The organism is Phyllobacterium sp. K27 (assembly GCF_054796155.1).
In genome coordinates, this window is record NZ_CM139240.1 from 1,629,347 (window position 1) to 1,652,016 (window position 22,670).

At 53.3% G+C, this 22,670-nt stretch carries 21 protein-coding genes and 1 other RNA gene; 16 read left to right on the forward strand and 6 right to left on the reverse strand.

Annotation, left to right across the window (positions count from 1 at the left end; translation table 11 throughout):
* Positions 1 to 14 precede the first annotated feature (14 nt).
* The 6 genes from ACYJL1_RS07880 to ACYJL1_RS07905 all read right to left on the reverse strand — a co-directional run bounded on the left by ACYJL1_RS07880 (position 15) and on the right by ACYJL1_RS07905 (position 5,841).
* A complete protein-coding gene (locus tag ACYJL1_RS07880) occupies positions 15 to 674 on the reverse strand; it encodes a class I SAM-dependent methyltransferase (protein ID WP_460897818.1) in 660 nt (219 codons plus the stop codon).
* 3 nt (positions 675 to 677) lie between these two features.
* The gene (locus ACYJL1_RS07885; protein WP_460897819.1) at positions 678 to 1,943 is read right to left on the reverse strand and encodes a BtaA family protein; all 1,266 of its coding nucleotides are present in this window, start codon (positions 1,941 to 1,943) and stop codon (positions 678 to 680) included.
* Between the two features lie 168 nt (positions 1,944 to 2,111).
* Entirely contained in the window at positions 2,112 to 3,152 is a 1,041-nt protein-coding gene (locus tag ACYJL1_RS07890) for an HlyD family secretion protein (RefSeq protein ID WP_460897820.1), read from the reverse strand.
* 4 nt (positions 3,153 to 3,156) lie between these two features.
* Entirely contained in the window at positions 3,157 to 4,800 is a 1,644-nt protein-coding gene (locus ACYJL1_RS07895) for an MFS transporter (protein WP_460897821.1), read from the reverse strand.
* A gap of 5 nt (positions 4,801 to 4,805) precedes the next feature.
* Entirely contained in the window at positions 4,806 to 5,252 is a 447-nt protein-coding gene (locus ACYJL1_RS07900; protein WP_460897822.1) for a MarR family winged helix-turn-helix transcriptional regulator, read from the reverse strand.
* Positions 5,253 to 5,319: 67 nt separating this feature from the next.
* Positions 5,320 to 5,841, reverse strand: coding sequence for a GNAT family N-acetyltransferase (locus ACYJL1_RS07905; protein WP_460897823.1), 522 nt, complete (start codon positions 5,839 to 5,841; stop codon positions 5,320 to 5,322).
* A gap of 175 nt (positions 5,842 to 6,016) precedes the next feature.
* Between ACYJL1_RS07905 and ACYJL1_RS07910 the strand changes: the two genes are divergently transcribed.
* The 16 genes from ACYJL1_RS07910 to murC all read left to right on the forward strand — a co-directional run bounded on the left by ACYJL1_RS07910 (position 6,017) and on the right by murC (position 22,652).
* Positions 6,017 to 6,373, forward strand: a complete 357-nt coding sequence (locus ACYJL1_RS07910; protein WP_460897824.1) for a hypothetical protein — start codon at positions 6,017 to 6,019, stop codon at positions 6,371 to 6,373.
* 121 nt (positions 6,374 to 6,494) lie between these two features.
* A complete protein-coding gene (locus ACYJL1_RS07915; protein WP_460897825.1) occupies positions 6,495 to 7,214 on the forward strand; it encodes a TerB family tellurite resistance protein in 720 nt (239 codons plus the stop codon).
* A complete protein-coding gene (locus tag ACYJL1_RS07920) occupies positions 7,201 to 7,965 on the forward strand; it encodes a peptidoglycan recognition protein family protein (protein ID WP_460897826.1) in 765 nt (254 codons plus the stop codon). The genes ACYJL1_RS07915 and ACYJL1_RS07920 overlap by 14 nt, the downstream gene beginning before the upstream one ends.
* Before the next feature lie 213 nt (positions 7,966 to 8,178).
* Positions 8,179 to 8,928: a lytic transglycosylase domain-containing protein gene (locus tag ACYJL1_RS07925; protein WP_460897827.1), complete on the forward strand. Its 750-nt coding sequence runs from the start codon at positions 8,179 to 8,181 to the stop codon at positions 8,926 to 8,928.
* Positions 8,929 to 9,017: 89 nt separating this feature from the next.
* Positions 9,018 to 9,452, forward strand: an RNA gene (rnpB, locus tag ACYJL1_RS07930) — RNase P RNA component class A.
* 361 nt (positions 9,453 to 9,813) lie between these two features.
* A complete protein-coding gene (mraZ, locus tag ACYJL1_RS07935; protein ID WP_460897828.1) occupies positions 9,814 to 10,257 on the forward strand; it encodes a division/cell wall cluster transcriptional repressor MraZ in 444 nt (147 codons plus the stop codon).
* Entirely contained in the window at positions 10,257 to 11,294 is a 1,038-nt protein-coding gene (rsmH, locus tag ACYJL1_RS07940; RefSeq protein WP_460897829.1) for a 16S rRNA (cytosine(1402)-N(4))-methyltransferase RsmH, read from the forward strand. Before mraZ ends, rsmH begins: the two co-directional genes overlap by 1 nt.
* Before the next feature lie 3 nt (positions 11,295 to 11,297).
* Positions 11,298 to 11,711 (forward strand): cell division protein FtsL, encoded by a 414-nt coding sequence (gene ftsL / locus ACYJL1_RS07945; protein WP_460897830.1) that lies wholly within the window; start codon positions 11,298 to 11,300, stop codon positions 11,709 to 11,711.
* The gene (locus tag ACYJL1_RS07950) at positions 11,711 to 13,450 is read left to right on the forward strand and encodes a peptidoglycan D,D-transpeptidase FtsI family protein (RefSeq protein ID WP_460897831.1); all 1,740 of its coding nucleotides are present in this window, start codon (positions 11,711 to 11,713) and stop codon (positions 13,448 to 13,450) included. Before ftsL ends, ACYJL1_RS07950 begins: the two co-directional genes overlap by 1 nt.
* A gap of 72 nt (positions 13,451 to 13,522) precedes the next feature.
* Positions 13,523 to 14,992: a UDP-N-acetylmuramoyl-L-alanyl-D-glutamate--2,6-diaminopimelate ligase gene (locus ACYJL1_RS07955; RefSeq protein WP_460897832.1), complete on the forward strand. Its 1,470-nt coding sequence runs from the start codon at positions 13,523 to 13,525 to the stop codon at positions 14,990 to 14,992.
* A complete protein-coding gene (locus ACYJL1_RS07960; RefSeq protein WP_460897833.1) occupies positions 14,989 to 16,422 on the forward strand; it encodes a UDP-N-acetylmuramoylalanyl-D-glutamyl-2,6-diaminopimelate--D-alanyl-D-alanine ligase in 1,434 nt (477 codons plus the stop codon). Before ACYJL1_RS07955 ends, ACYJL1_RS07960 begins: the two co-directional genes overlap by 4 nt.
* Positions 16,423 to 16,453: 31 nt before the next feature.
* Entirely contained in the window at positions 16,454 to 17,536 is a 1,083-nt protein-coding gene (gene mraY / locus ACYJL1_RS07965; RefSeq protein ID WP_460897834.1) for a phospho-N-acetylmuramoyl-pentapeptide-transferase, read from the forward strand.
* Between the two features lie 6 nt (positions 17,537 to 17,542).
* A complete protein-coding gene (gene murD / locus ACYJL1_RS07970) occupies positions 17,543 to 18,961 on the forward strand; it encodes a UDP-N-acetylmuramoyl-L-alanine--D-glutamate ligase (protein WP_460897835.1) in 1,419 nt (472 codons plus the stop codon).
* Positions 18,961 to 20,118 carry a putative lipid II flippase FtsW gene (gene ftsW / locus ACYJL1_RS07975; protein WP_460897836.1) on the forward strand — a complete coding sequence of 386 codons (1,158 nt, stop codon included), beginning with the start codon at positions 18,961 to 18,963 and terminating at the stop codon, positions 20,116 to 20,118. The genes murD and ftsW overlap by 1 nt, the downstream gene beginning before the upstream one ends.
* Before the next feature lie 9 nt (positions 20,119 to 20,127).
* Positions 20,128 to 21,255 (forward strand): undecaprenyldiphospho-muramoylpentapeptide beta-N-acetylglucosaminyltransferase, encoded by a 1,128-nt coding sequence (gene murG, locus ACYJL1_RS07980; protein WP_460897837.1) that lies wholly within the window; start codon positions 20,128 to 20,130, stop codon positions 21,253 to 21,255.
* The gene (gene murC / locus ACYJL1_RS07985; RefSeq protein ID WP_460897838.1) at positions 21,252 to 22,652 is read left to right on the forward strand and encodes a UDP-N-acetylmuramate--L-alanine ligase; all 1,401 of its coding nucleotides are present in this window, start codon (positions 21,252 to 21,254) and stop codon (positions 22,650 to 22,652) included. Before murG ends, murC begins: the two co-directional genes overlap by 4 nt.
* Positions 22,653 to 22,670: the final 18 nt, after the last annotated feature.

Genomic DNA, 22,670 nt, shown 5'->3' on the forward strand with positions numbered 1-22,670 from the left:
CATAAAATTGATAATTACGCGCCTTTCCGCCGGATGATCGTTATCCATGAAAACCCGCGGTAAAGCCGTTGTTTGTGCACTACAGCGTTGTTTTGCAGGCCAATGGCTTCAGCCACATCGAACAGATCATTGCGGGGCGTGACATGATACCAGTCCAACCACGTATAAAGCGCCTTTCGGGCAATGGTTGGCAAATCTGCCAGATCGCCGAAGTCCACAATATGGAGTGAGCCATTTGGGGCAAGGTGGCTTACTGCTTGCTCCACAACGGTTTGCCATTGCGGAATCATCGACACGGCGTAGGAGATGAAAATTCGGTCAAAATGCCGACGACCAAAAAGCAGTTGCGGATTAAACTCGGCTGCATCGGCGTAAGCAAGCTTGACCCGCTTGCCAATGCCCGCAGCTTCTATTTTCTTTTGGGCCGTCGCCAGCATTTCATGCGAAATATCAAGGCCGTAAAGGGAAGTCTTAGGATAGGCATCGCCGGTTAGAATGAGGTTTCGGCCCGTTCCACAACCAATCTCCAGGATGGAGCCTCGTTCTGGTGGATTAAGGCCGGCAATCATGGGATCGCGACCCAGTAGATAATATTTGCGCGTCGCATCATAAAAGTGCCGTTGATGCCGGTAGACGCGATCCATGAGAGGACCATGTTCGATCTTCGTAAACATGATTTAGCCTCTCAATGTATACAAATGAAATCCGCCATAGATCGAAGAGCGGTCGCGAGCATGAAGCGCTTTCGACTGTTCTTCGCTGTATTCCCACTGCGCTAGCGTTGCGTCATCAACACGGCCCGACAGAAGAGATGGCTCGGCAGCGGTACGGAAGATGACGCGCGCGCCGGGAGCGGCTGTGCGGGTGATCTCGGTCCAAAGCTCGTTAAGCTGTGTATCGTTCATCCAGTCCTGTGCATCCAGCAGTATGAAGCGATCCACCGAACCGGCAGGCTTCGCGCTCAGGAACTCTGTATATGACGCGTTGACGACACTCATTCGGCCAGCCCGCTCGCGCACCGCTTCAAAATTCTTGCGAGATAGATAAGGAGGTAGCGGGCCCGTCTCGGCATTGTCGCTGTAGCCCCGACCAAAGGCCTGCCACGCAAAATAATTTTCCGAAAGCGGAAAGCCGCAGGCGAGTTTTTCAAGGCGACCGCGCAATACCTTGGCCATATCGCCGTTCCCGGCTGTTGCCAGCGCGTCATATTGCTGGGGCGGAATGCCGAGGCCGAAAAGCGAGGATTTCCGCGCTGTCGCCCATCGGATCATACGTTTGTCGAAAAGTGGGGCGAGGGCGGTGTCGAAATAGACCCGCTGTTCGGCCAGCGTTGATGCTTTCAAAATATCTCGTGGATCAATGCCGTATAAACGGGCGACGCGGTGTCCCATACCAATAAACAGACCAAGCAAGCCATGACGATAAAGATCACGCGAAAAGATGGTGATGCGTCGGCGCCCGGAAAGCATCCGCTTTTCCCAATAGGCGCGGCTGGTTGCATCAAGATGTGGTTGAATGAAGCGCTCATAAGCCGTGAGGTTGGACTTGCTGTCGGCTGTTCCATAGAAGCGATAAAACGCATCATAATTGGGAAGATTGACGACCGCTGCAAGTTTAAGGCGGTTAAAGGCAACATGAGCTGTATTGAGATCAACGGCTTCGACACTTGCGGGATTGGCCGTGAGATAAGACATTGCGTTGCAGCCACCGGATGCAATTGTAACGATGTGATGGCCGGCGCGTATCTGCAGAGCCTCCATGTCAACTTCCGGGTCTTCCCAGATTTGCGGATAGACCAGTCCCTTGAAGACATGAGCAAATAATCTTTCGGATAATCCGGCACGTGACAGAAGCCGGTTTTGCCGAACAGCCCTGTTCAACTTTTCATTTTTGACATGCGGGCGAGGAGGCGGTGTATTTGCAGACTGTCGAGCAACTGGCATCCAAACGAATCCCCTTTATTGGAAATTCCTGCTCGCCTAGCATCCGCATGTAACAAGTCGGTGACGCTGCTGTGACGTATCGGATGAAGACCATGACAATTTGATTAAAATTTTACTGATAAGCGATTGGTTTTTGAATCGAAATGCATCGCCCAAGCTTTGCGGACTTCAGTGCTCAAATGGTTCGGTTTGCACCACGACCGACATTCCGGGCGCGAGATATTGTGCCAGATCCTGGCCAGGATCGACTGATATGCGCACAGAAATACGTTGCGCGACTTTAGTAAAGTTTCCGGTGGCGTTATCGGGTTTAAGTACGCTGAATTCAGAGCCAGCTGCGGGTGCAAAGCGTTCGACCTTGCCGGACAGGCTTTTGCGGTTGAGAGCATCTACTGTGAATGTGACCGGCTGCCCCAACGCAATCCTGCTCAGTTGGGTTTCCTTGAAATTGGCAATGATCCAGACATCACTGGGAACGATGGCCATCAGTTGCGTTCCTGCGCTGACATATTGCCCGAGCTTGACGCCAACCTCACCAAGCGTGCCATCACGTGGAGCTACGATCCGAGTGTTTGACAGATCAATGCTGGCCAACTCAACTGCCGCGTTTGCCCCAGCGACCGCTGCTTCCAGCGAACCACGGCTCACCTTGATGGTCTCAAGGTCCTGTTTGGAGACTTCAAGCGCTGCTTTAGCTTGGGTTACAGAGGCTTGGGCCTGTTCCAATGCTGTCTCACTCTGTTCCGCGTCGCTCTTTGTCAAAACGCCCTGACGAGCCAATGGTTCGATACGAGCCCAATTGGCTGCGGCGCGTCTCAATACAGCTTCGGCACTATCGAGTTGCGCCCGACTGGAGCCAATACGGGCTTCGGCGGCCCGCTGCTGCTGGGTTGAGTTGTCGAGGGCAGCCTGCTGACTGGCAAGGGTTGCTTTGGCCTGATCCAGCTTTTGAGCAAATATCCGGTCATCGATTTTTGCGAGGAGCTGACCCTGTTTGACCTTGTTATAATCCTGAACCGGGACATCGACGATATAGCCGCTCAACTGCGGACTTATGAGAGTGACATACCCCTTCACATAGGCATTTTCGGTTATCTCAATATCGCTCTGAAATGGCGGCAGCCTCCATGAGTAAAGAACAAGGGTGAGTCCCGCAATTCCAATGAGAATGGCAAAAATCGTTGCTGAATGACGCAAGTATTTTGACATGGAATCAACTCGTTTGAACGGTGAGGGACGGTGCTCGACGGCGCAGAAGTGCGCGGGCGGAGACGTGCGTTAAAAGGGCGATGAGTGCGAGGAGGGAAACGATGGCAATCAGCAAAAAGGCGTCGTTATAAGCCAGAATATTGGCCTCTCGCGTCGTCTGTTGAGTAAGCAAGGCAATGCCTTCGGCGTTCAACAAGTTACTGTCCGTAATCGCCCGGCTATAGGCTCCGGTCAATTGGCCAATTCGTTGCACTACAAGCGGGTCCGATAGGACGATGCTTTCGGCTAGAATATTGGAATGGAATTTCTCGCGTATCGTGATGAATGTGCCGAAAACCGCTTGCCCGAAGAGCCCACCAAGACTTTGAGTGGCCAGAAACACGATAATGAAGCTCAAAATATAGTTGGGCCCGCGCTTAAGCGCCGAGCTTAGTCCGACCGACATGGCTGGAGGCAGGAACAGCGCTGTCGCTGCCGCAATACAGGCCTGGCTGACATACATTTGCGCAGGGCGCGTGAGGTTCGTCGATTGGCTGTCCATATAGGAGCCGACAATCAGAAGCATCAATGCAACCGCATGGATTGCAGGCACTCTTTCCGGTGTCATTACAGCCGCACAGGAAAGTCCGGCTACAATCATGGCAGCCATGGAAATGATGTAGATCATGCTGATTTGATCGTTTAACAGGCCCAGATTCTGAAAGAAATTATTGGCAACAGCTGATTGCTCGGAGACGACAAGCCTGAAAAGGAGGATGGTTCCGGCAAAATGCACGATCTCTTTGCTGGCTATCCAGCGAATGTCGAGGAGCGGTTTCTCACGGTTAAGTTCGATGACGACAGCGGCCGTGATGGTTGTAATGGCAACGGCGAGAAGGGCGCCCAACCAAGGGGCTTCGAACCACCAATAGAGTCTGCCGGTAACAAGCGTCACGGCGATGCAACCGAAACCGATAGCGATCAGAAGATAGCTGACGATATCCAGTTTTTCGATGACTTTAGCCCTTGGTATCGGCGTTAGCGGCAAGAGATAGATGACACCGAAGGCAATGAGAGCGAGCGAAATTTCGAATGTATATAGTCCGCCCCATTGGCCGATATCCAACAGCGTCGGAGAAAGCAGGCGTGCCAAGGGCGATGCAAGCGAGATATTGGTCAGTACCAGACAAATCGCTATCGTCATCTTGCGCGCGGGTGTGAAAGCTTCAAGCATGTAAAGGAAGGCAAGGCTTGATAATGGAGCGGCGGCGATACCGCTTACAAAGCGAATGATGATTGCCGATTGTAAATCCGTAACGACCAGATGCAGCAGCGATACGAACACAAAAATTGCCAGACTCAATTGCGCAAAGTTTCTCAGACCATACTGATTTCTGATCTTGATAAGCGCGATCGACAGACTGACATTCGGTGCCATATAGGCAGCGATCAGCCAGGTTGTTTCGGTGGTTGTTGCTCCGAGATAGCCTTGAATCTGCGGGATATTGGTCGCAATCAGATTCATTCCAAGGCCTTGAGTCATCGATAGCAGTGTCGAGGCACCAATATAGGCTGCAGAACGAAGCGGGTGCATAGGCACGGGCGTAGCAGCAGCAGGTGGTTCGGTTCTGTTCGGATTAAAGCCAACAAATTCAGCTTCAGGAAGCATGCGATTCAGTCCTTCCCGTCAAGTTCGCTGATATTGCGGTTAACTGACTGAAGTACATCGATCGTTTTCTGCAAATCCCCATCAGCAATACCCGCCAGAACATCTGCGCGAAGCTTTTGAGCCAGATGATCGACCTTTTTTGCCAATGTTCTACCCGTGGGTGTGATATGAATTTCCTTGGCGCGCCGGTCACCGTCAGCTTCTTTCCGCTGAATGAATCCCTGATTCTCCAGACCATCGAGCAGCCGCACCATCGTGGGTGTTTCAATATCCAGCTCTTCTGCAAGCTCTTTTTGATTAAGCACTTCAAGCCGGTCCAGCAGCAGCAACGTTCTGGCTCTGGCCTGCGTCAGCCCCAATTTTTTCACGCGCGAATCAAAGTGCGTGCGCAGCTTCCGGCTGGCCCTACTTAGCTCATCTACAAAAATGAAATGCAAACCGCGATGCGTCATAAGATAGCCATATAATAAGTAGGTTGCTAATTATTAACACGCGATATAACCTCGAACGAATTGGATTTCAAGTTTCGAACTGATATTTAGCGCAAGTCGAGACGTAAAAGAGTTCGTCAGTGTAGGATTTGCCGCCAAAACGCAGAGCATCCTTCTCCACGCCGAACACTGTAAATCCCAGGCCAAGGTAAAGTGTGCGGGCTGAGATATTCGCAGCCATGACAGTTGCGTGCAGGGTATCGACATGATTGCGTGCATAGTCGATCACTGCCAGCGTCAGCCTTTTTCCGAGCTGATGTCCACGCCATCGTTCATGCACATAGACACCCCAAAGCTGCCCTTTGTGTTTTTGTTTCGTTTTGGGATTTACGGCGAAACCCGCAACGCCGACCAGCTCATTGTCAGCAAATGCACCAAAGACAGCGTTGGGCAAGGCGTCAAGACGACGTCCAATCTCGCTCAGGTCGAGATCAGCCTCTTCCTCAAAGCTTGAACCGAATGCTTCCGGTGTCGCTTTCAACCCGTATAAACGTAGTTGTTGGAATCGTTCCGTATCACTGCTGTTCAGCCTCCGGATAAGGGTTTCCATGCGCAAACTCCGAATGTTACATATTATTGACAGGCAAATGACGAATGTCGCCATGTTTACAAAGAGATATCCACATAAGAGTTGATTGAAAATAAAAATAGAACTCCATTCCGCCTTATTTCAGATAGAGTGGATGTGAGGGGCCACTTGAGTATCTAGGAGAGGATTAAAATAGATGAAGAATAAATTTGTTATCGCCTTGGCAACCGTGTCGTTGTTTGCTTTGGCTGGCTGTGGTGAAAGCGAGCAGAAGACGGAAACGCCACCTGCAACGACTGAGGCACCAGCTCCTGCGCCGGCACCAGCTCCCGCAGCAGTTGAACCAGCCAAGCCAATGACTGCTCAAGATGCGATGAAGACCATCAAAGAGCAGGCCGCAACCATGACTGCCGAGCAGAAGCAGGCTGCCGTCGAGACCGCCCGCACGGCAGCTGAAGAAGCTGCAAAAGCGGCGGGACAAACAGCCGATCAGGTTAAGGCCGCTGCCGATGCAGCTGAAAAAGCCATCAAGGATGCGCTTGGCGTTCAATAATATTCAATCAGCAAGCACGGCAGACCTTGTGTTTGCCGTACTTGCGCCCGTCAATGTCAAACAGTTTTGATGCGTGATTATCTCTCTCGCAATTGCGAAAAACTTTGAATAAAATAGAGCCATGTCTATTTGGCGCCGCATCAGCGATTTCATCACCACCACAGCAGTCGATGCGTTCTCCAGCATTATCGAGGCTGTACGTACAGCGTTTGAGGGCGATCCTGAAACGCGGCGACGCGTAGCGTTCTCGATAGCGATGATTGCTTTGTCGGCCAAAATGGCCAAGGCTGACGGTGTCGTGTCGCAAGCCGAGGTCAATGCATTCCACGACATTTTTCACGTGCCTGCACAGTATAAAGATCAGGTGACCCGATTGTATAATCTGGCAAAGCAGGATGTTGCCGGCTACGAGGCCTATGCAGCGCAGCTGGCGTCGCTGTGCGGGTCCGGTCATAGAAACTGCCAAATGCTCGAAGACGTTCTTGACGGGCTTTTCCATATCGCCAAGGCCGATGGCGCATTGCACGACAAGGAGCTGACGTTTCTTGGAACAGTTGCGGAAATTTTTGCGCTTGATGAGGAAAAGTTCGATCGTATCCTTGCCCGACATGTCGGGCGTGGACAGGCAGATCCCTACTTGGTCCTGGGGCTGGCCCGCAATGTCAATTTTGAAACTGCACGCAAGCAGTATCGCGCGCTGGTACGCGAAAATCATCCGGATATGTTGATCGCTCGTGGTGTGCCGGAAGAATTCATGGCGATCGCCAATCAACGCATAGCGGCTATCAATGCGGCTTGGGAAAAAGTCGAAAAAGACCTGAAGGCATATGAGCGCGTTTAAACCTGATCACTTGAACGCGGCTGTTCATGCATCGCCAAATTTTGGTCCCCGGAAGGACGGAAAGCGTCCGCATTTTCTTATTCTGCATTATACTGGAATGGAGACAGGGGAAGCTGCGGAAAACTGGCTGACAAATCCACAAAGCGAAGTTTCAGCACATTATATCGTCCATGAAGATGGCAGGGTCGTGCAGTTGGTTCCCGAAAGTGAGCGCGCCTGGCACGCTGGAAAGGGAGCGTGGAAAAGCGAAACCGATATCAATTCCTGCTCAATTGGCATTGAGATCGTAAACGCCGGCCCATTGCTCGGCTTCCCTGTATTTCCAAGTGAACAGATCGATGCAGTTATCGACCTTTGCAAGGGTATAATTTCGCGCAATGGGATTCGCCCTGAAAATATCCTTGCCCATTCCGATGTTGCGCCAGCGCGCAAAATTGATCCTGGCGAGAAATTTCCCTGGCCCATCCTTTTTAATTCCGGTGTCGGGCATTGGGTCGATCCGGCTCCGGTGCGTGGCGGTCGGTTCTTTTCTGCCGGCGATCAGGGGCAACCTGTCGAAGCTTTGCAGTCCATGCTGGCCCTCTACGGCTACGGTGTGCCCATTGATGGCATCTTTGGAAATGCGACCGAATTGAGCGTTTTGGCCTTCCAGCGCCACTTTCGGCCTGCAAAGGTCGATGGAGTCGCGGACATGTCAACTATCGAAACGCTGCATAAGCTACTTTCTGCCCTTCCGGCATTGTCAGTGTAACTTATTGAACGTCAAAGCCTTTTTTAAAAGCTTTTGTGCATTGCAACCTATATATTACAATGGGTTACACAAAGTTATTTGATGTATCAATATTCGGCTGCATTGGGCCGTCACATCCTAGCCCAGTGTTTCGGGCAGCCCATTTAGGTTTTTGGGCTCGGAACGTTCCCGGCGCGCATTTTTCGTGCGGCCCAAAAAATTAAACGGAAAAAGATGACAAATAGATTTGGTATGATTTGCGCCCTCGTTGGGGCGGTGGCTTTGTTTGGTTCAAATTCAGCATTCAGTAAACCGGTAGAGGCTCAGCCGACTAATCTGGCTGATTATTTAAAGGCCAAACGCGTTGAAGCTGACAAGAAAAAAGCAACTGAAAAAACTGCAAAGAAAGTTGATGCAAAGAGCCGCGGCAAAAAGGTAACTGCCAAGGACTCATCGGGGAAAAAGGCTGGAGCAAAAACTCAGCGCATCTCGAAGAAGGTTTCTGGCTCCAAGCGTCCGGTTGTTCAGGCAAAGGCCCGTCTCAAGACTGCGACGGTAAATAATCGCATTGATAAAATGACAACTGGCAGCATTGCCTCTGCTGGTGGTTCGACCAAATATTCCAGTATTATCACTTCTTATGCATCGTCTTATGGTGTGCCGGTTGCCCTTGCTCATGCTGTTGTTCGCGTTGAGAGCAACTACCGTCCTAACATGACTGGCCGCGCTGGTGAGGTTGGTTTGATGCAGATCAAGTATTCGACAGCAAAGGGCTTAGGCTACACGGGTAGCCGTCAGGCGCTCTACAACCCGGATACAAACATTCGCTGGGGTATGAAGTACCTTGCCGGAGCCCACAAGCTTGGCAATGGCACGACCTGCGGTACGATCCTTCGTTACAATGCGGGGCACGGTGCCACCCGAATGAACCCGATTTCGGCCAATTATTGCGCCAAGGTCAAGTCACAGATGGCGGCTAACTAAGCATTCGTTTTGTCGCTCTGAGGAAGGCTGGATTACCGTCCGGCCTTTTTTCATTTGCCTTTTCTGGAAGATAGGCATTTATACGGGCGCCAGCTGGCCGGGCAGCCGCGCATGTCATAAGCCGAAAGGCGGCATGTGAGGAAAGTCCGGGCTCCAGGGAAACACGGTGCCGGATAACGTCCGGCGGGGGCGACCCCAGGGAAAGTGCCACAGAAAGGAAACCGCCCCGTCTTTCGTTGTGCCGCGTCTATGAATAGATGGGACACAAGGAATGACGGGGTAAGGGTGAAAGGGTGGGGTAAGAGCCCACCGCGCAACTGGTAACAGGGGCGGCATGGCAAACCCCACCGGGAGCAAAACCGAATAGGGACGGCGTGCCTGGCGAAAGTCAGGCGATCAGTTTCCGGGTCAGTCGTCCGGGTAGGTTGCAGGAGACGGATGGCAACATCCGTCCAAGATGAATGGCTGCCGCGCCGGACGCAAGTCCGGCCATACAGAACCCGGCTTACAGGCCAGCTGGCACTTTAACTCTCCGATTGTTCATCATTCTCCCGAAAGGGAGATGTCGGGACGGCGATTCCTAACGCTTCATTAAGCTTAATGAGGGATAAATTCAGAATCGCCGGAAGTGCGCTTGGTTTTGCAAGCTGCTCCCATCATGTGTACTCTAATCCCATTGACGCCCACAGTGCCCCATGATATCGATTGATTTCATCAGTAGCGTTCAGTCGACACGGTGTTTCCCGACATTGGATTTTGCCATGCAGGGCCGGCATTTAGCCGGAGTTTCGACGCGCGCTTATGAGATTTGCTCTCCTTGGTTGCAGGGGGAGGCAGGGGCGAAACGATTAGAGACCCTTGAGGTCAGAACGGCGGGGTTGAGCTTTGAACCGGTTCCTCGGGCATATGACGAACAGGATCGATGCAAAGGGACGGGTTTCCGTTCCGGCTCAGTTCCGTCTGATTGTGCAGTCCGCCGGTCATACGGAGCTTTATGCCCTGCGCTCCCTACATCTTCCTGCGCTGGATGTGGGCGGACCGGAGTTGTTGACCCGATTCGACAAAAAGCTCGAAAGCGAAGACCCCTTCGCGGAGACGGCGGACGATATGTCGTTCTATCTGCACGCGGATGGCGGTTTTCTCAAATTGGACGCGGATGGGCGAATCACAGTGACGGATTTCCTGCGGGAGCATACGGGCATTTCCACGGATGTGACCTTTGCGGGTGCGAATACGCATTTTCAGATATGGCAGCCGGATCAGTTCGAAGCGCATCGCGCCAGGGTTCGGGCCCGGCTGGCGGAAAAACGCCGCTTGGAGACAAGCTGATGAGCGGTTCCGGCAAGGATAATACATCCATGAACTCGGACAATCGTCATGTGCCCGTTCTGCTCGATGAGGTCATTGCCGCCTTGCAGCCAGCAGAAGGTCAGCGAATCATAGACGGAACTTTCGGGGCTGGCGGTTACACCAGGCGCATTCTCGAAATGGGCGCTGAAGTAACAGCGATTGATCGTGATCCTTCGGCTATCGAAGCTGGCCGTATCATGGAAAAAGAATATGCGGGAAGGCTGACTCTTGTTCAGGGAACCTTTTCTACCTTGGACAACGTCGCGCTTCTGGGGGCTCCCGATGGCATTGTGCTCGATATTGGCGTTTCATCCATGCAGATCGACGAGGCTGAGCGTGGCTTTTCTTTCCAGAAGGATGGGCCACTCGATATGCGCATGTCGAGCTCAGGTCCCAGTGCAGCCGACGTAGTCAATCGACTGAAAATTGGTGACTTGGCGCGCATTTTCAATTTTCTTGGCGAAGAGCGCAATGCTGGACGCATTGCCCGAATGATCGACAAGCGGCGGGCGACAGAACCGTTTCATCGTACCCGCGATCTGGCGAATGCAATCGAAGCGCTGGTGGGTCGAAATCCGAAAGTGCCGATACACCCTGCGACGCGTGTGTTTCAGGCGCTTCGCATTTTTGTGAATGATGAGCTTGGCGAGCTGGTGCGCGCGTTACATGCAGCTGAACGTGTCTTGAAGCCCGGTGGGCGCCTTGTCGTCGTAACGTTTCATTCTCTTGAAGACCGTATCGTCAAGCGCTTCTTTGCTGATCGATCAGGCTCAGGCGGTGGCTCTCGTCATTTGCCGCAGGTCGAACAGCGTCGTGCCACGTTCACGCCCATAGGCAAGGGTATTGTTGCGCCCACAGAAGCCGAAGCAGCACGCAATCCCCGGGCGCGTTCGGCCAAGCTTCGTGCAGGCATCCGTACAGATAGCGCGCCGCTTGCTGAAGATCATGCGATTTATGGTTTGCCCAATCTGCCCATATTTCATGAAACCCAGTCTCAGAAGAAAATGGGGAGTTGACCAGTGCTGCGTACCTTCGACATCATTTTGATCGGGTTGATGATAGCGGCGGCATCGATAACCTATAAAATCAAGCACGACGCCCAGAAGCAGATGAATCAAGTGACAAAGCTTGAGCGTATGATTTCGGAAGAGCGCGACACGATTGATCTGCTCAAGGCCGATTGGAGCCTCCTTACGCAACCAAACCGTTTGCAAAAACTAGTGGAAGCCTTTCAGGGGCAGTTGGATCTTCAACTCGTTCAAGCCAATCAGATCATCAATATCAATGACCTTCCGCAACCCAAGCCGGTCATTTTCGACTCCGTAGAAGACATTCTTATAGAGGCCAGCGCCAAGGATTTGAAACCGGATTCCACGTTGACTGGAAGTGTGACGAAGAAAACCAATCCCGCACCAAAAGGAGCTGCGCAATAATGGCTGCTGTTTGGATCAAGCGGAAAAAGACTGAGCTCGAATCAGGAACTGCGCCGACCTTTGCAGTTGATGCAAAGAAGAAGAAATCAGGCAATCGCGCGCGTAACCGTGTTGTTATGGCAATTGCTTGCTTCATAGGCATTTATGGTGTGATTGGCGGAAGGCTGATTTATTACGGAATTCAGGAAGACACAAACGGATATAACGGCCCGACCGGCACGGTTCTGGCTGCGCGACCAGATATTCTTGACCGTAACGGTGAAGTACTCGCCACCGATATCAAGACGAATTCGCTTTATGCCGAACCGAAGAGGATCATTGACCCTGATGAAGCAATCGAACTGCTATCAACGGTCCTTCCCGATCTTAATTTTGAGCAGACCTATAGCCGCCTGAAAAGCAAGGCGGGGTTTGCCTGGTTAAAGCGTGGCCTCACTCCGCAGCAAAAGAGCCAAATCATGGCTCTTGGCATTCCCGGCATCGGCTTTCGCACCGAGAAAGCACGGTTTTATCCCGGTGGTCCCACCGCCTCACACATTCTTGGTCTGGTCAATATCGACAATCAGGGGATTGCCGGTATGGAAAAATATATCGACGACCACGGCTTGTCGGATCTACGTGACGCTGGTCTTGCGGATAGTCGATCGCTGGAACCCGTCAAGCTTTCGATCGATCTGCGGGTGCAGCACGTGGTGCGCGACGTGGTTGTTCAGGCCATGCAAAAATACAGTGCCATTGCCGCTGGCGCAGTTGTGTTGAGCGTCAGGACTGGTGAAGTTCTCGCAATGGCTTCGGCGCCGGATTTTGACCCGAATAATCCTTATAACGCCCTGGAAAAAGACCGGCTTAACCGTATGTCTGCCGGTGCCTATGAGATGGGTTCGACCATCAAAAGCTTTACCACCGCAATGGCGCTTGATTCCGGCAAGGTCAATTTGCAAAGCACATTTGATGCGCGTCGGCCAATTACTATTGGCCGCCAGACGATCCGGGATTTTCATGGCAAAGGCCGTGTTCTTACCTTGCCGGAAGTCTTCATTTACTCATCCAATATCGGGTCTGCAAAGGAAGCCGACGTTGTTGGTATCGATGGTCACCGCGAATTTTTGCACCGCATGGGCCTCTTGGACCGTATGGTAACTGAATTGCCGGAAGTGGCTCGGCCAATGGAGCCGAAAGTCTGGAAAAAAGTTCACTCGATCACCATCGCATTCGGTCACGGTATGGCGACTACACCCTTGCAGACGGCCGTTGGCGCCGCCGCTCTTATGAATGGCGGTCGCCTCATGCCGCCGACATTCCTGCCACGTACCATCGAAGAAGCCAACAAAGTTGCTAAGCAGGTCGTTAGCGAAAAGACCAGCGAAGATATGCGTTACTTGTATCGTCTGAATGCTGAAAAAGGTTCCGGTGGCTCGGGTAATCGCGCCACGGTGCCCGGTTATCGCGTTGGCGGCAAGACCGGGACAGCCGAGAAGGTCGTCAATGGACGATACTCCAAGGATGTCAGGTTCAACGCCTTTGTTGCCGCATTTCCAATCGATAAGCCTGAATATGTCGTGTTGACCATTGTGGATGAGCCAAAGGCAGAAGCCGGCAAGATCGGTGCGACGGCTGGCTACAATGCTGCGCCCATGGTTCAGGAGATTATCCGGCGCTCTGCCACTTTCTTGGGGGTACAGCCGGATTTCAATGAAGAACAAATATCTGCTCCAATGATGGTGAACTTTAACCAATAACACTCGAAAAACGAATCAATAAGAGGCGTTTTTCAACCGAACTCACGGGAAAGAACAGGTTCCGGTCCGGCCATGAAGTTGAAAGAATTGAACGGCATCCCAGCCTTGGCCATCTCCGAATTTGGAGACAGGATCATTACAGGCCTGACATCGGACTCCCGGCAGGTTCAGAAGGGATATGTTTTTGCCGCTCTTAAAGGGGTAAAGGCCGACGGAATTGCCTATGCCCAAGACGCGGTGAAAAGAGGTGCATCGGTTATCATTGCATCCAGTGATGCCAAGCTTGGAAATATCGGTGTGCCGATCATCTATGTTGATGATCCGCGCCGTACTCTGGCGCTTGCTGCGGCGAGTTTCTACATGCGTCAGCCTGACGTGATGGTGGCTATTACCGGGACGAGCGGAAAAACCTCCGTTGCTTCCTTCACACGGCAGATTTGGGCGCAGGCAGGTTTCGCATCTGCCAGCATCGGCACCACTGGCGTCATCTCACCGACGCGCGATGACTACGGCTCGCTGACAACGCCAGATCCGGTGGAGCTGCACAAGCTGTTGAGCGAACTTGTTGATGAAGGCGTGACCCATGCGGCTATGGAAGCCTCATCTCATGGCCTCGATCAACGTCGGCTTGATGGCGTGAGGCTTGCCGCTGGCGCGTTCACCAATCTCGGGCGGGACCATATGGATTACCACCCTACGATTGAAGAATATCATGCTGCCAAGCTGCGGCTCTTCACGGAGCTTCTACCCAAAGGCGCTCCAGCGGTCATCTTTGCCGACGACCCCTTCTCCAAGGCGACAATTGCCGCAGCGACAGAAGCCGGTTGCAACGTCCTGACGGTCGGACGCAAAGGCGAGTTTATTTCGCTGAAACGGGTTGAACATGAGCGTTTCCGTCAGCACGTTGAAGTGCACATTGCGGGTGAGATTTATGAAATAACATTGCCGCTTGCCGGTGATTTTCAGGTCGCCAATGGGCTTGTAGCAGCAGGTCTTGCTATCGCCACGGGTGTTCCCGCAGCAGCGGCGATGCGCGGTCTCGAACGTCTCAGAGGGGCTCCGGGACGGCTTGATCTGGTCGGAGCAACAGAAGAAGGTGCCCCCGCTTATGTTGATTATGCGCACAAGCCCGATGCGCTTGAAAATGTGCTGACATCAGTGCGCCCATTTACAACTGGCCGCGTTATCGTGGTTTTTGGTTGTGGCGGCGATCGTGACAAAGGCAAGCGTCCGATGATGGGCGAAATCGCTACGCGGCTCGCGGATGTCGTCATTGTTACGGATGACAATCCACGCTCAGAAGTGCCTGAAACCATTAGGGCCGAAATTCTTGCAGCAGCTCCGGGAGCGCGCGAAATCGGTGACCGGCGCGAAGCTATCCGCGAAGCTGTCACCATGATGAAATCGGGCGACACATTGATTATTGCAGGAAAAGGCCATGAGGAAGGCCAGACTGTTGGCGATGTCGTCCTTCCATTTTCAGACCACATTGAAGTGGCGCAGGCATTGAAAGATCGTATGTCACAGGAGGGCGGTATATGAGCCTTCTTTGGTCTTCCGATGCCATGATTGCGGCTATGAATGGCAGGCCCGTTGGTAAACTTCCCGAGGGGATCACCGGCATTTCCATCGATACGCGAACATTGCGGGACGGCGAGGCATTTTTCGCCATCAAGGGCGACGCTCTGGATGGTCACGACTATGCCACTGCCGCTGTTGCCGCGGGCGCAGCGCTGTTGGTCGTCGCAGAAGCCAAATTGCCTGCTCTTGGCAAGCTGAAAGCCCCCATGATCGTCGTGGACGATGTACTGGCTGCCATGACGCGGCTTGGCATTGCTTCGCGCGAGCGCTCTCACGCGCAGATCATCGCGGTGACTGGCTCTGTCGGCAAGACAACGACAAAGGAGGCGCTGCGGCACGTTCTTTCCGAAGCCGGTAAGGTTCATGCCTCGGTTGCATCGTTCAATAATCACTGGGGCGTGCCGCTGACACTGGCGCGCATGCCGCAGGACACGGATTACGGAATATTCGAAATCGGGATGAATCACGCCGACGAAATCCGCCCTCTGGTTAAAATGGTTCGCCCGCACGTTGCACTCGTGACCTTGATTGCTCCGGCACACCTAGGTCATTTCAAGAATCTTCAGGAGATTGCAACAGCCAAGGCGGAAATTTTCGAAGGCTTGTTGCCCGGTGGCTATGCGCTGCTCAATCGCGATGACAAGCACTATAAATTCCTGGAGAAACTGGCGCTTGAAGCTGGTGTCGAGCACATCAAATCCTTTGGCGAAAATGCCAGAGCGGATTACCGCTTGATGAAGCTTAAACTGCATGATGCATGCTCATGCATGACTGCGCGTCTTGCCGGCGAAGAGGTTGTGGCCAAGGTTGGTGCACCCGGTCGCCACATTGTCCAGAATGTTCTTGCCGTGCTTGGAGCTGCACATCTCACCGGCGCAGATATGGCGAAGGTTACCTTGGCGCTTTCGTCGCTTAGGGCTGAAAGCGGACGCGGCGAGCGGCATAGGCTTGAGATCGCAAAGGGCACATTTACGCTTATTGACGAGAGCTACAACGCCAATCCGGCATCAATGCGTGCAGCCGTCGAACTTCTTGCGTCGGCAACTCCCACGGGGAAAGGGCGCCGCATTGCCGTTCTGGGCGATATGTTGGAACTGGGGAAGCAGTCACCCAAGCTGCATGCCGAATTATCCTCGGTCATCGCCGCAAACAATATCAACATGGTTTTTCTCGGCGGACCGGAGATGGCGGCGCTGAAAGAAGCCATGCCGGTTGAAATTCGCACCGAATACAGGCAGAGCGTGGAAGAATTGCAACCGCAATTGCTGAATACGATCAGAGCTGGTGACGTGATCATGATCAAGTCGTCCAAGGGGACCGGCTTCTCTCGGATCGTCAAAACGCTCTTGCAGAAATATAACACCGCCGAACCTCTCGCTCCTGCTGAGTGAGCCTGCGGGGATGGGGAAAGGGCACTAGTCAATGCTTTATTATCTTGCCGGTCTGGCGGAACAACTGCAATTTCTCAACGTGTTTCGTTATATCACGTTCAGGACCGGCGGCGCGCTGATTACTTCGGCGCTCATTGTTTTCCTTTTCGGACCCCGGATCATCGATTCATTGCGGGTTCGTCAAGGTCGTGGGCAGCCTATCCGTGCAGATGGCCCGCAGACTCACTTCAAGAAGGCCGGTACGCCGACAATGGGCGGTCTGATGATCATGACGGGCATAATTCTCTCGTCATTGCTCTGGGCAAACTGGTCCAATATTTATGTCTGGGTTGTGCTGCTTGTTGCTTTAGGCTTTGGCGCTATCGGCTTCTACGACGATTATCTGAAGGTTAGTAAACAGGCATCCAAGGGCTTTTCCGCCCGTGCGCGTCTTGGCATCGAGTTCATTATTGCAGCCATTGCCGGTCTGACAATCATGTGGGCAGGGCAGGAGCCTTTCTCATCATCACTGACCTTTCCTTTTGCTAAAGAGTTTATTCTCAATCTTGGAATTTTCTTCGTGCCATTTGCTGCCTTCGTCATGGTTGGTGCAGGCAATGCGGTGAATTTCACCGATGGTCTGGATGGTCTTGCAACGGTCCCGGTCATGATTGCTGCAGCATCTTTCGGCATCATCGCCTATCTGGCGGGTAATGCGATTTTTGCAGATTATCTGCAAATCCACTTTACCCCCGGTACAGGCGAACTCGCTGTGGTGCTCGGATCGGTCATCGGTGCAGGGCTTGGCTTCCTCTGGTTCAATGCGCCACCCGCCGCAATTTTCATGGGCGATACAGGTTCGCTGGCACTTGGCGGGCTGATCGGCGCTGTCGCTGTCGCAACCAAGCATGAGATCGTGCTTGCCATCATCGGCGGCGTTTTCGTCATGGAAGCCATGTCTGTCATCATTCAGGTTGCTTCGTTCAAATTGACGGGGAAACGGGTTTTCCTCATGGCGCCGATCCATCATCACTTTGAAAAGAAGGGCTGGACGGAAAGTCAGGTCGTGATCCGCTTCTGGATCATTGCTGTGATACTCGCGCTCATTGGTCTTTCAACGTTGAAGTTGAGATAAGTCGATATGATATCTGCCCATTCCATGAAGGATAAAACCGTCGCGCTCTTCGGGCTCGGCGGTTCGGGCATTGCAACGGCCCAAGCCATTATTGCTGGCGGTGCGAAGGTTATCGCGTGGGACGATAATCCCGATAGTGTTACCCGCGCCCAAAATGCAGGCATTACGACGTCTGATTTGCGCAATGTCGATTGGAAGCAGTTTTCCTCTTTCGTCTTGTCTCCCGGCGTCCCGCTGACCCATCCGAGACCGCACTGGAGTGTTGATCTTGCGCGGGCAGCAGGTGTTGAGATTATCGGTGATGTTGAATTGTTCGTGCGGGAGCGCAATCTCGTCCTCGCAGATGGGCCGATAGCAGAGATTCCATTCATCGCCATTACTGGCACGAATGGGAAATCCACCACCACTGCCCTGATCGCCCATATCATCAAATCATCTGGCCGCGATGTGCAGCTTGGCGGCAATATTGGCACTGCGGTCATGACGTTGGACCCTCCGGCGAACGGGCGCGTCTATGTGGTCGAATGTTCATCCTACCAGATTGATCTTGCGCCTTCGATCAATCCGACAGCGGGTATCCTGTTGAATCTCACGCCCGATCATCTGGACCGCCACGGCACGATGCAGCACTATGCCGAGATCAAGGAACGACTGGTGGCAGGAAGTCAGACCGCGATCATTGGCGTTGATGACAGTTTTTGCGCCGCAATTGCCGACCGGCTGGAACGCGCAGGCAAGCTTGTCGCCCGTATCTCGAAGCGTATGCCAATAGCAGAGGGCTTTTTCGCCCTTGGCAGTGATCTGATCCATGCGCATGACAGTGTTAAAACCACGATTGCCTCGCTTGAAGGCATTGGATCGCTGCGCGGCGAACACAATGCGCAAAATGCTCTTGCAGCATTTGCCGCCTGCCAGGCGGCGGGTCTCTCAGCCGAAGAGATCAATGTGGGTCTAAGGACTTTCCCCGGTCTTGCTCACAGGATGGAACAGGTAGCAAAACTGGATTCTACGCTTTTCGTCAACGATTCCAAAGCGACAAATGCCGAGGCGGCAGCGCCTGCATTGTCTTCCTTTCCGCGCATTTACTGGATTGCCGGGGGGCTGCCCAAAGAGGGCGGGATTGCCTCTCTGTCGGGTTTCTTTCCGCGTATCGCAAAAGCCTATCTGATTGGCGAAGCTGCTCCGCAATTTGCAGCAACACTTGGTGATGCCACTCCATATGAGATTTCCGGCACGATCGATGTTGCCGTTCAGCATGCGGCATTGGATGCCAGCAAGGATGATGCCAGCGAACCAGTGGTCCTGTTGTCTCCTGCCTGTGCCAGTTTCGATCAGTTTCAGAATTTTGAAAAACGCGGTGAAGCTTTTCGCTCTGCCGTTCTGGCGCTTGAGGGCGCATCACCTATTGGGGAGCCAAGAAGCTAATGGTTAGTCGCATTGACCGTGGTCCCGTTGCCGAGTGGTGGTGGACAATTGACCGTTTTCTTCTCGCCGCCTGTCTGAGCCTGATGGGGCTTGGCATTCTGCTGTCCTTTGCCGCCAGCCCCGCTGTGGCTGAGCGCCTCGGGCTAGAGAGCTTCTACTTCGTCAAGCATCAATCCATGTTCATGGTTCCGGCAGTGATCGTCATGTTTGCGGTGTCGTTCATGGCCCCAAGAACAATCCGGCGATTTGCGATCATCCTGCTCGCCGGCGCACTGGGTGCGATGGTGCTCGCCCTGTTCTTCGGTGTTGAAGTCAAAGGCGCACGCCGGTGGATTTCGCTGGCTGGCATATCCGTTCAACCATCCGAATTCATGAAACCTGCCTTTGTCATAGTCTGTGCCTGGCTATTCGCCGAAAATGAGCGCCGTAAGGACATTCCCGGCAATTTCTTTTCCATGGTCCTGTTCGGGGTTGTCGCTGCACTCCTGGTTGCACAGCCTGATCTAGGCCAAACGATCCTGACTGCTGGAACATGGGGCGCTATGTTCTTCATGGCTGGTGTTCCGTGGATATGGATCATCGCTTTGGGCGGTCTTGGTGTTGTCGGTTTCTTCGGTGCCTACACAGTCTTTCCTCATGTTGCTGGCCGTATTGACCGCTTCATTACCGGAGAGGGCGACACGTTTCAGGTGGATGCTGGACGAGAAGCGATTATTCGTGGGGGCTGGCTCGGACAAGGACCTGGTGAAGGAACCATCAAGCGTATTATTCCGGACAGTCATACGGACTTCATTTTTTCGGTGACTGCCGAAGAATATGGGATCGTGCTTTGCCTTCTGATCGTTCTGATCTTCGCTTTCATCGTCATTCGCGGCCTATCGATTGCTCTCAAAGAGCGTGACGACTTCACACGCCTTGCGGTATCGGGGCTGGTGATCCTGTTTGGTTTTCAGTCGATCATCAACATCTCGGTCAATTTGCATCTGATGCCCGCCAAGGGCATGACGCTGCCATTCATCTCTTATGGCGGTTCGTCGCTTATCTCCGTGGCAATTTCGTCAGGACTATTGTTGGCGTTGACCAGGCGCAGACCTGAAGGCCGCCGTTCTGCGACTTTGGGAAATTCGCAAAGGCCAGCCATGATGGGCGCAGGCTAAGAGGCTGATATGTCCAAGGGTATCATTGTTCTTGCCGCCGGTGGTACCGGCGGCCATCTCTTTCCGGCCGAAGCGCTGGCGCATGATTTGATTAATCGAGGCTGGGAAATTCATCTTGCCACCGATGATCGTGCGCAACGCTTTACCGCCAATTTCCCGGCAAGTCAGGTTCATGTTGTTCGCTCTGCCACGATTGGCGGGCGAAACCCGATCGCTTTGGCGCAAACATTCTGGAAGCTCTGGCTCGGCAATCTTGATTCCCGCAAATTGTTCCGCTCTTTGAAGCCGAAGCTCGTTGCCGGTTTTGGGGGGTATCCGACGCTCCCGCCACTTTACGCGGCCACTGCCCTGAAAATCCCGTCGCTCATTCATGAGCAGAATGCTGTGATGGGTCGCGCCAACAAAGCGCTTGCCCCACGCGTCAATGCCATCGCTGGAGGATTTCTGCCTGACAATGGCGGGCCTTTTTCAGCCAAGACAATTGTCACTGGCAATCCGGTGCGTCCGGCGGTGCTTGCCGAAATAGGCAAGTCTTACAAGGCGTCACAGGCACATCAGCCATTCCACTTTCTGGTGTTTGGCGGCAGCCAGGGTGCTCAGTATTTTTCGACGGCGATACCGGCGGCGATAAATCTGCTGGCGCCGGATTTACGGGCCCGTCTTGTTTTAACACAGCAATCTCGCCCGGAAGATGAGGCGCAGCTTCGCGCGGCCTATCATCGTGCAGGAATCAAGGCCGAGGTAGCGGTGTTCTTTACGGATATGGCGCGCCGTATATCAGAATCGCATTTTGTTTTGTCCCGGTCAGGCGCATCCACTGTTTCGGAGATCGCGGCCATTGGACGGCCAGCCATTCTGGTGCCGTTTCCTCATGCGCTTGACCATGATCAAGCTGCCAATGCCGCTGCGCTGCAAGCAGCAGGTGGAGCCGATGTGATCAAGCAGTCGGATCTTTCGCCTGAGCGCATTGCAGCGATCCTGACGAGCGCCATGAACGAGCCAACCCGTCTGGCATTTATTGCTGAAAAGGCACGCTCGACAGGCAAACCGGACGCGGCAAGGTTGCTTGGCGATCTCGCAGAGGCTATTGCAACCGGCCAAAGCGTCGAAGAATTCAAAAAAGGAGTGCGTCCATGAAGATGCCGCTCAATATAGGTCTGGTCCATTTTATCGGTATCGGTGGTATCGGCATGAGCGGCATTGCCGAGGTGCTGCATAATCTTGGTTACAAGGTCCAGGGGTCCGATCAGGCAGACAGCGCCAATGTGCAGCGTTTGCGTGAGAAGGGCATAGAGGTATTTGTCGGCCACGCGGCGCCTAATATTGGTGATGCAGAAGTCATCGTAGTTTCGACTGCTATCAAAAAATCCAACCCTGAACTGGTGGCTGCACGCGAAAAGCTGCTGCCCATCGTCCGCCGTGCAGAAATGCTGGCTGAGCTGATGCGGTTCCGTCAGGCCGTTGCCATTGGCGGCACTCATGGCAAGACGACCACGACGTCAATGGTGGCAACGCTGCTTGATGCGGGCAAACTCGACCCGACCGTTATCAATGGCGGTATCATCAATGCCTATGGCACCAATGCGCGCATGGGAGCGGGCGACTGGATGGTCGTCGAGGCCGATGAGAGCGATGGCACATTCCTGAAGCTTCCGGCAGATATCGCAGTTGTCACCAACATCGATCCGGAACATCTCGATCATTACGGCACATTCGATCGGGTGCGTGAGGCATTTCGCCAATTTGTTGAAAATGTTCCATTTTATGGCTTTGGCGTCATGTGTCTGGATCACCCGGAAGTTCAGTCGCTTGTCTCGCGTATCGAGGATCGCCGTGTTATCACCTATGGCGAAAATCCACAGGCCGATGTGCGTTTTGTCAATCTGATCGTGGATGGAGCAAGTTCCCGTTTTGATGTCCACATCGCCAAGCGCAAGACCGGCGAAGTGACCGAGATTACCGGGCTACATTTGCCGATGCCTGGCAAGCATAATGTATCGAATGCTACCGCCGCCATTGCGGTCGCGCACGAGCTGGGCATTTCATCGGCTGATATCAAAAAGGGCCTGTCAGTATTCGGTGGTGTGAAGCGGCGCTTCACGCATACCGGTTCTTGGAATGGCGTCGACGTATTTGATGATTATGGTCACCACCCTGTCGAAATAAAAGCAGTGCTGCAGGCCGCACGCGAATCGGCCAAAGGCCGTGTTATTGCTGTGGTGCAGCCGCATCGTTTCACCCGGCTTGCCAGTCTGTTCGATGAATTTGCGGCCTGCTTCAATGATGCTGATACGGTTATCGTTGCCCCGGTTTACACTGCCGGCGAAGATCCTATTGAAGGCGTCACGTCGGAAACCTTGGTTTCTCGGATCAAGACAGCAGCGCACAGAGATGCGCGCTACATCAATGGCCCGCAGGAAATCGCTCCGCTGATTGCAGAAATCGCCAAGCCAGGTGATTTTGTCATCTTTCTTGGGGCTGGTAATATCACCCAATGGGCCTATGCCTTGCCAAAAGAACTGGCGGCGCTCTAGATTTGGCAGTTGCTCTTG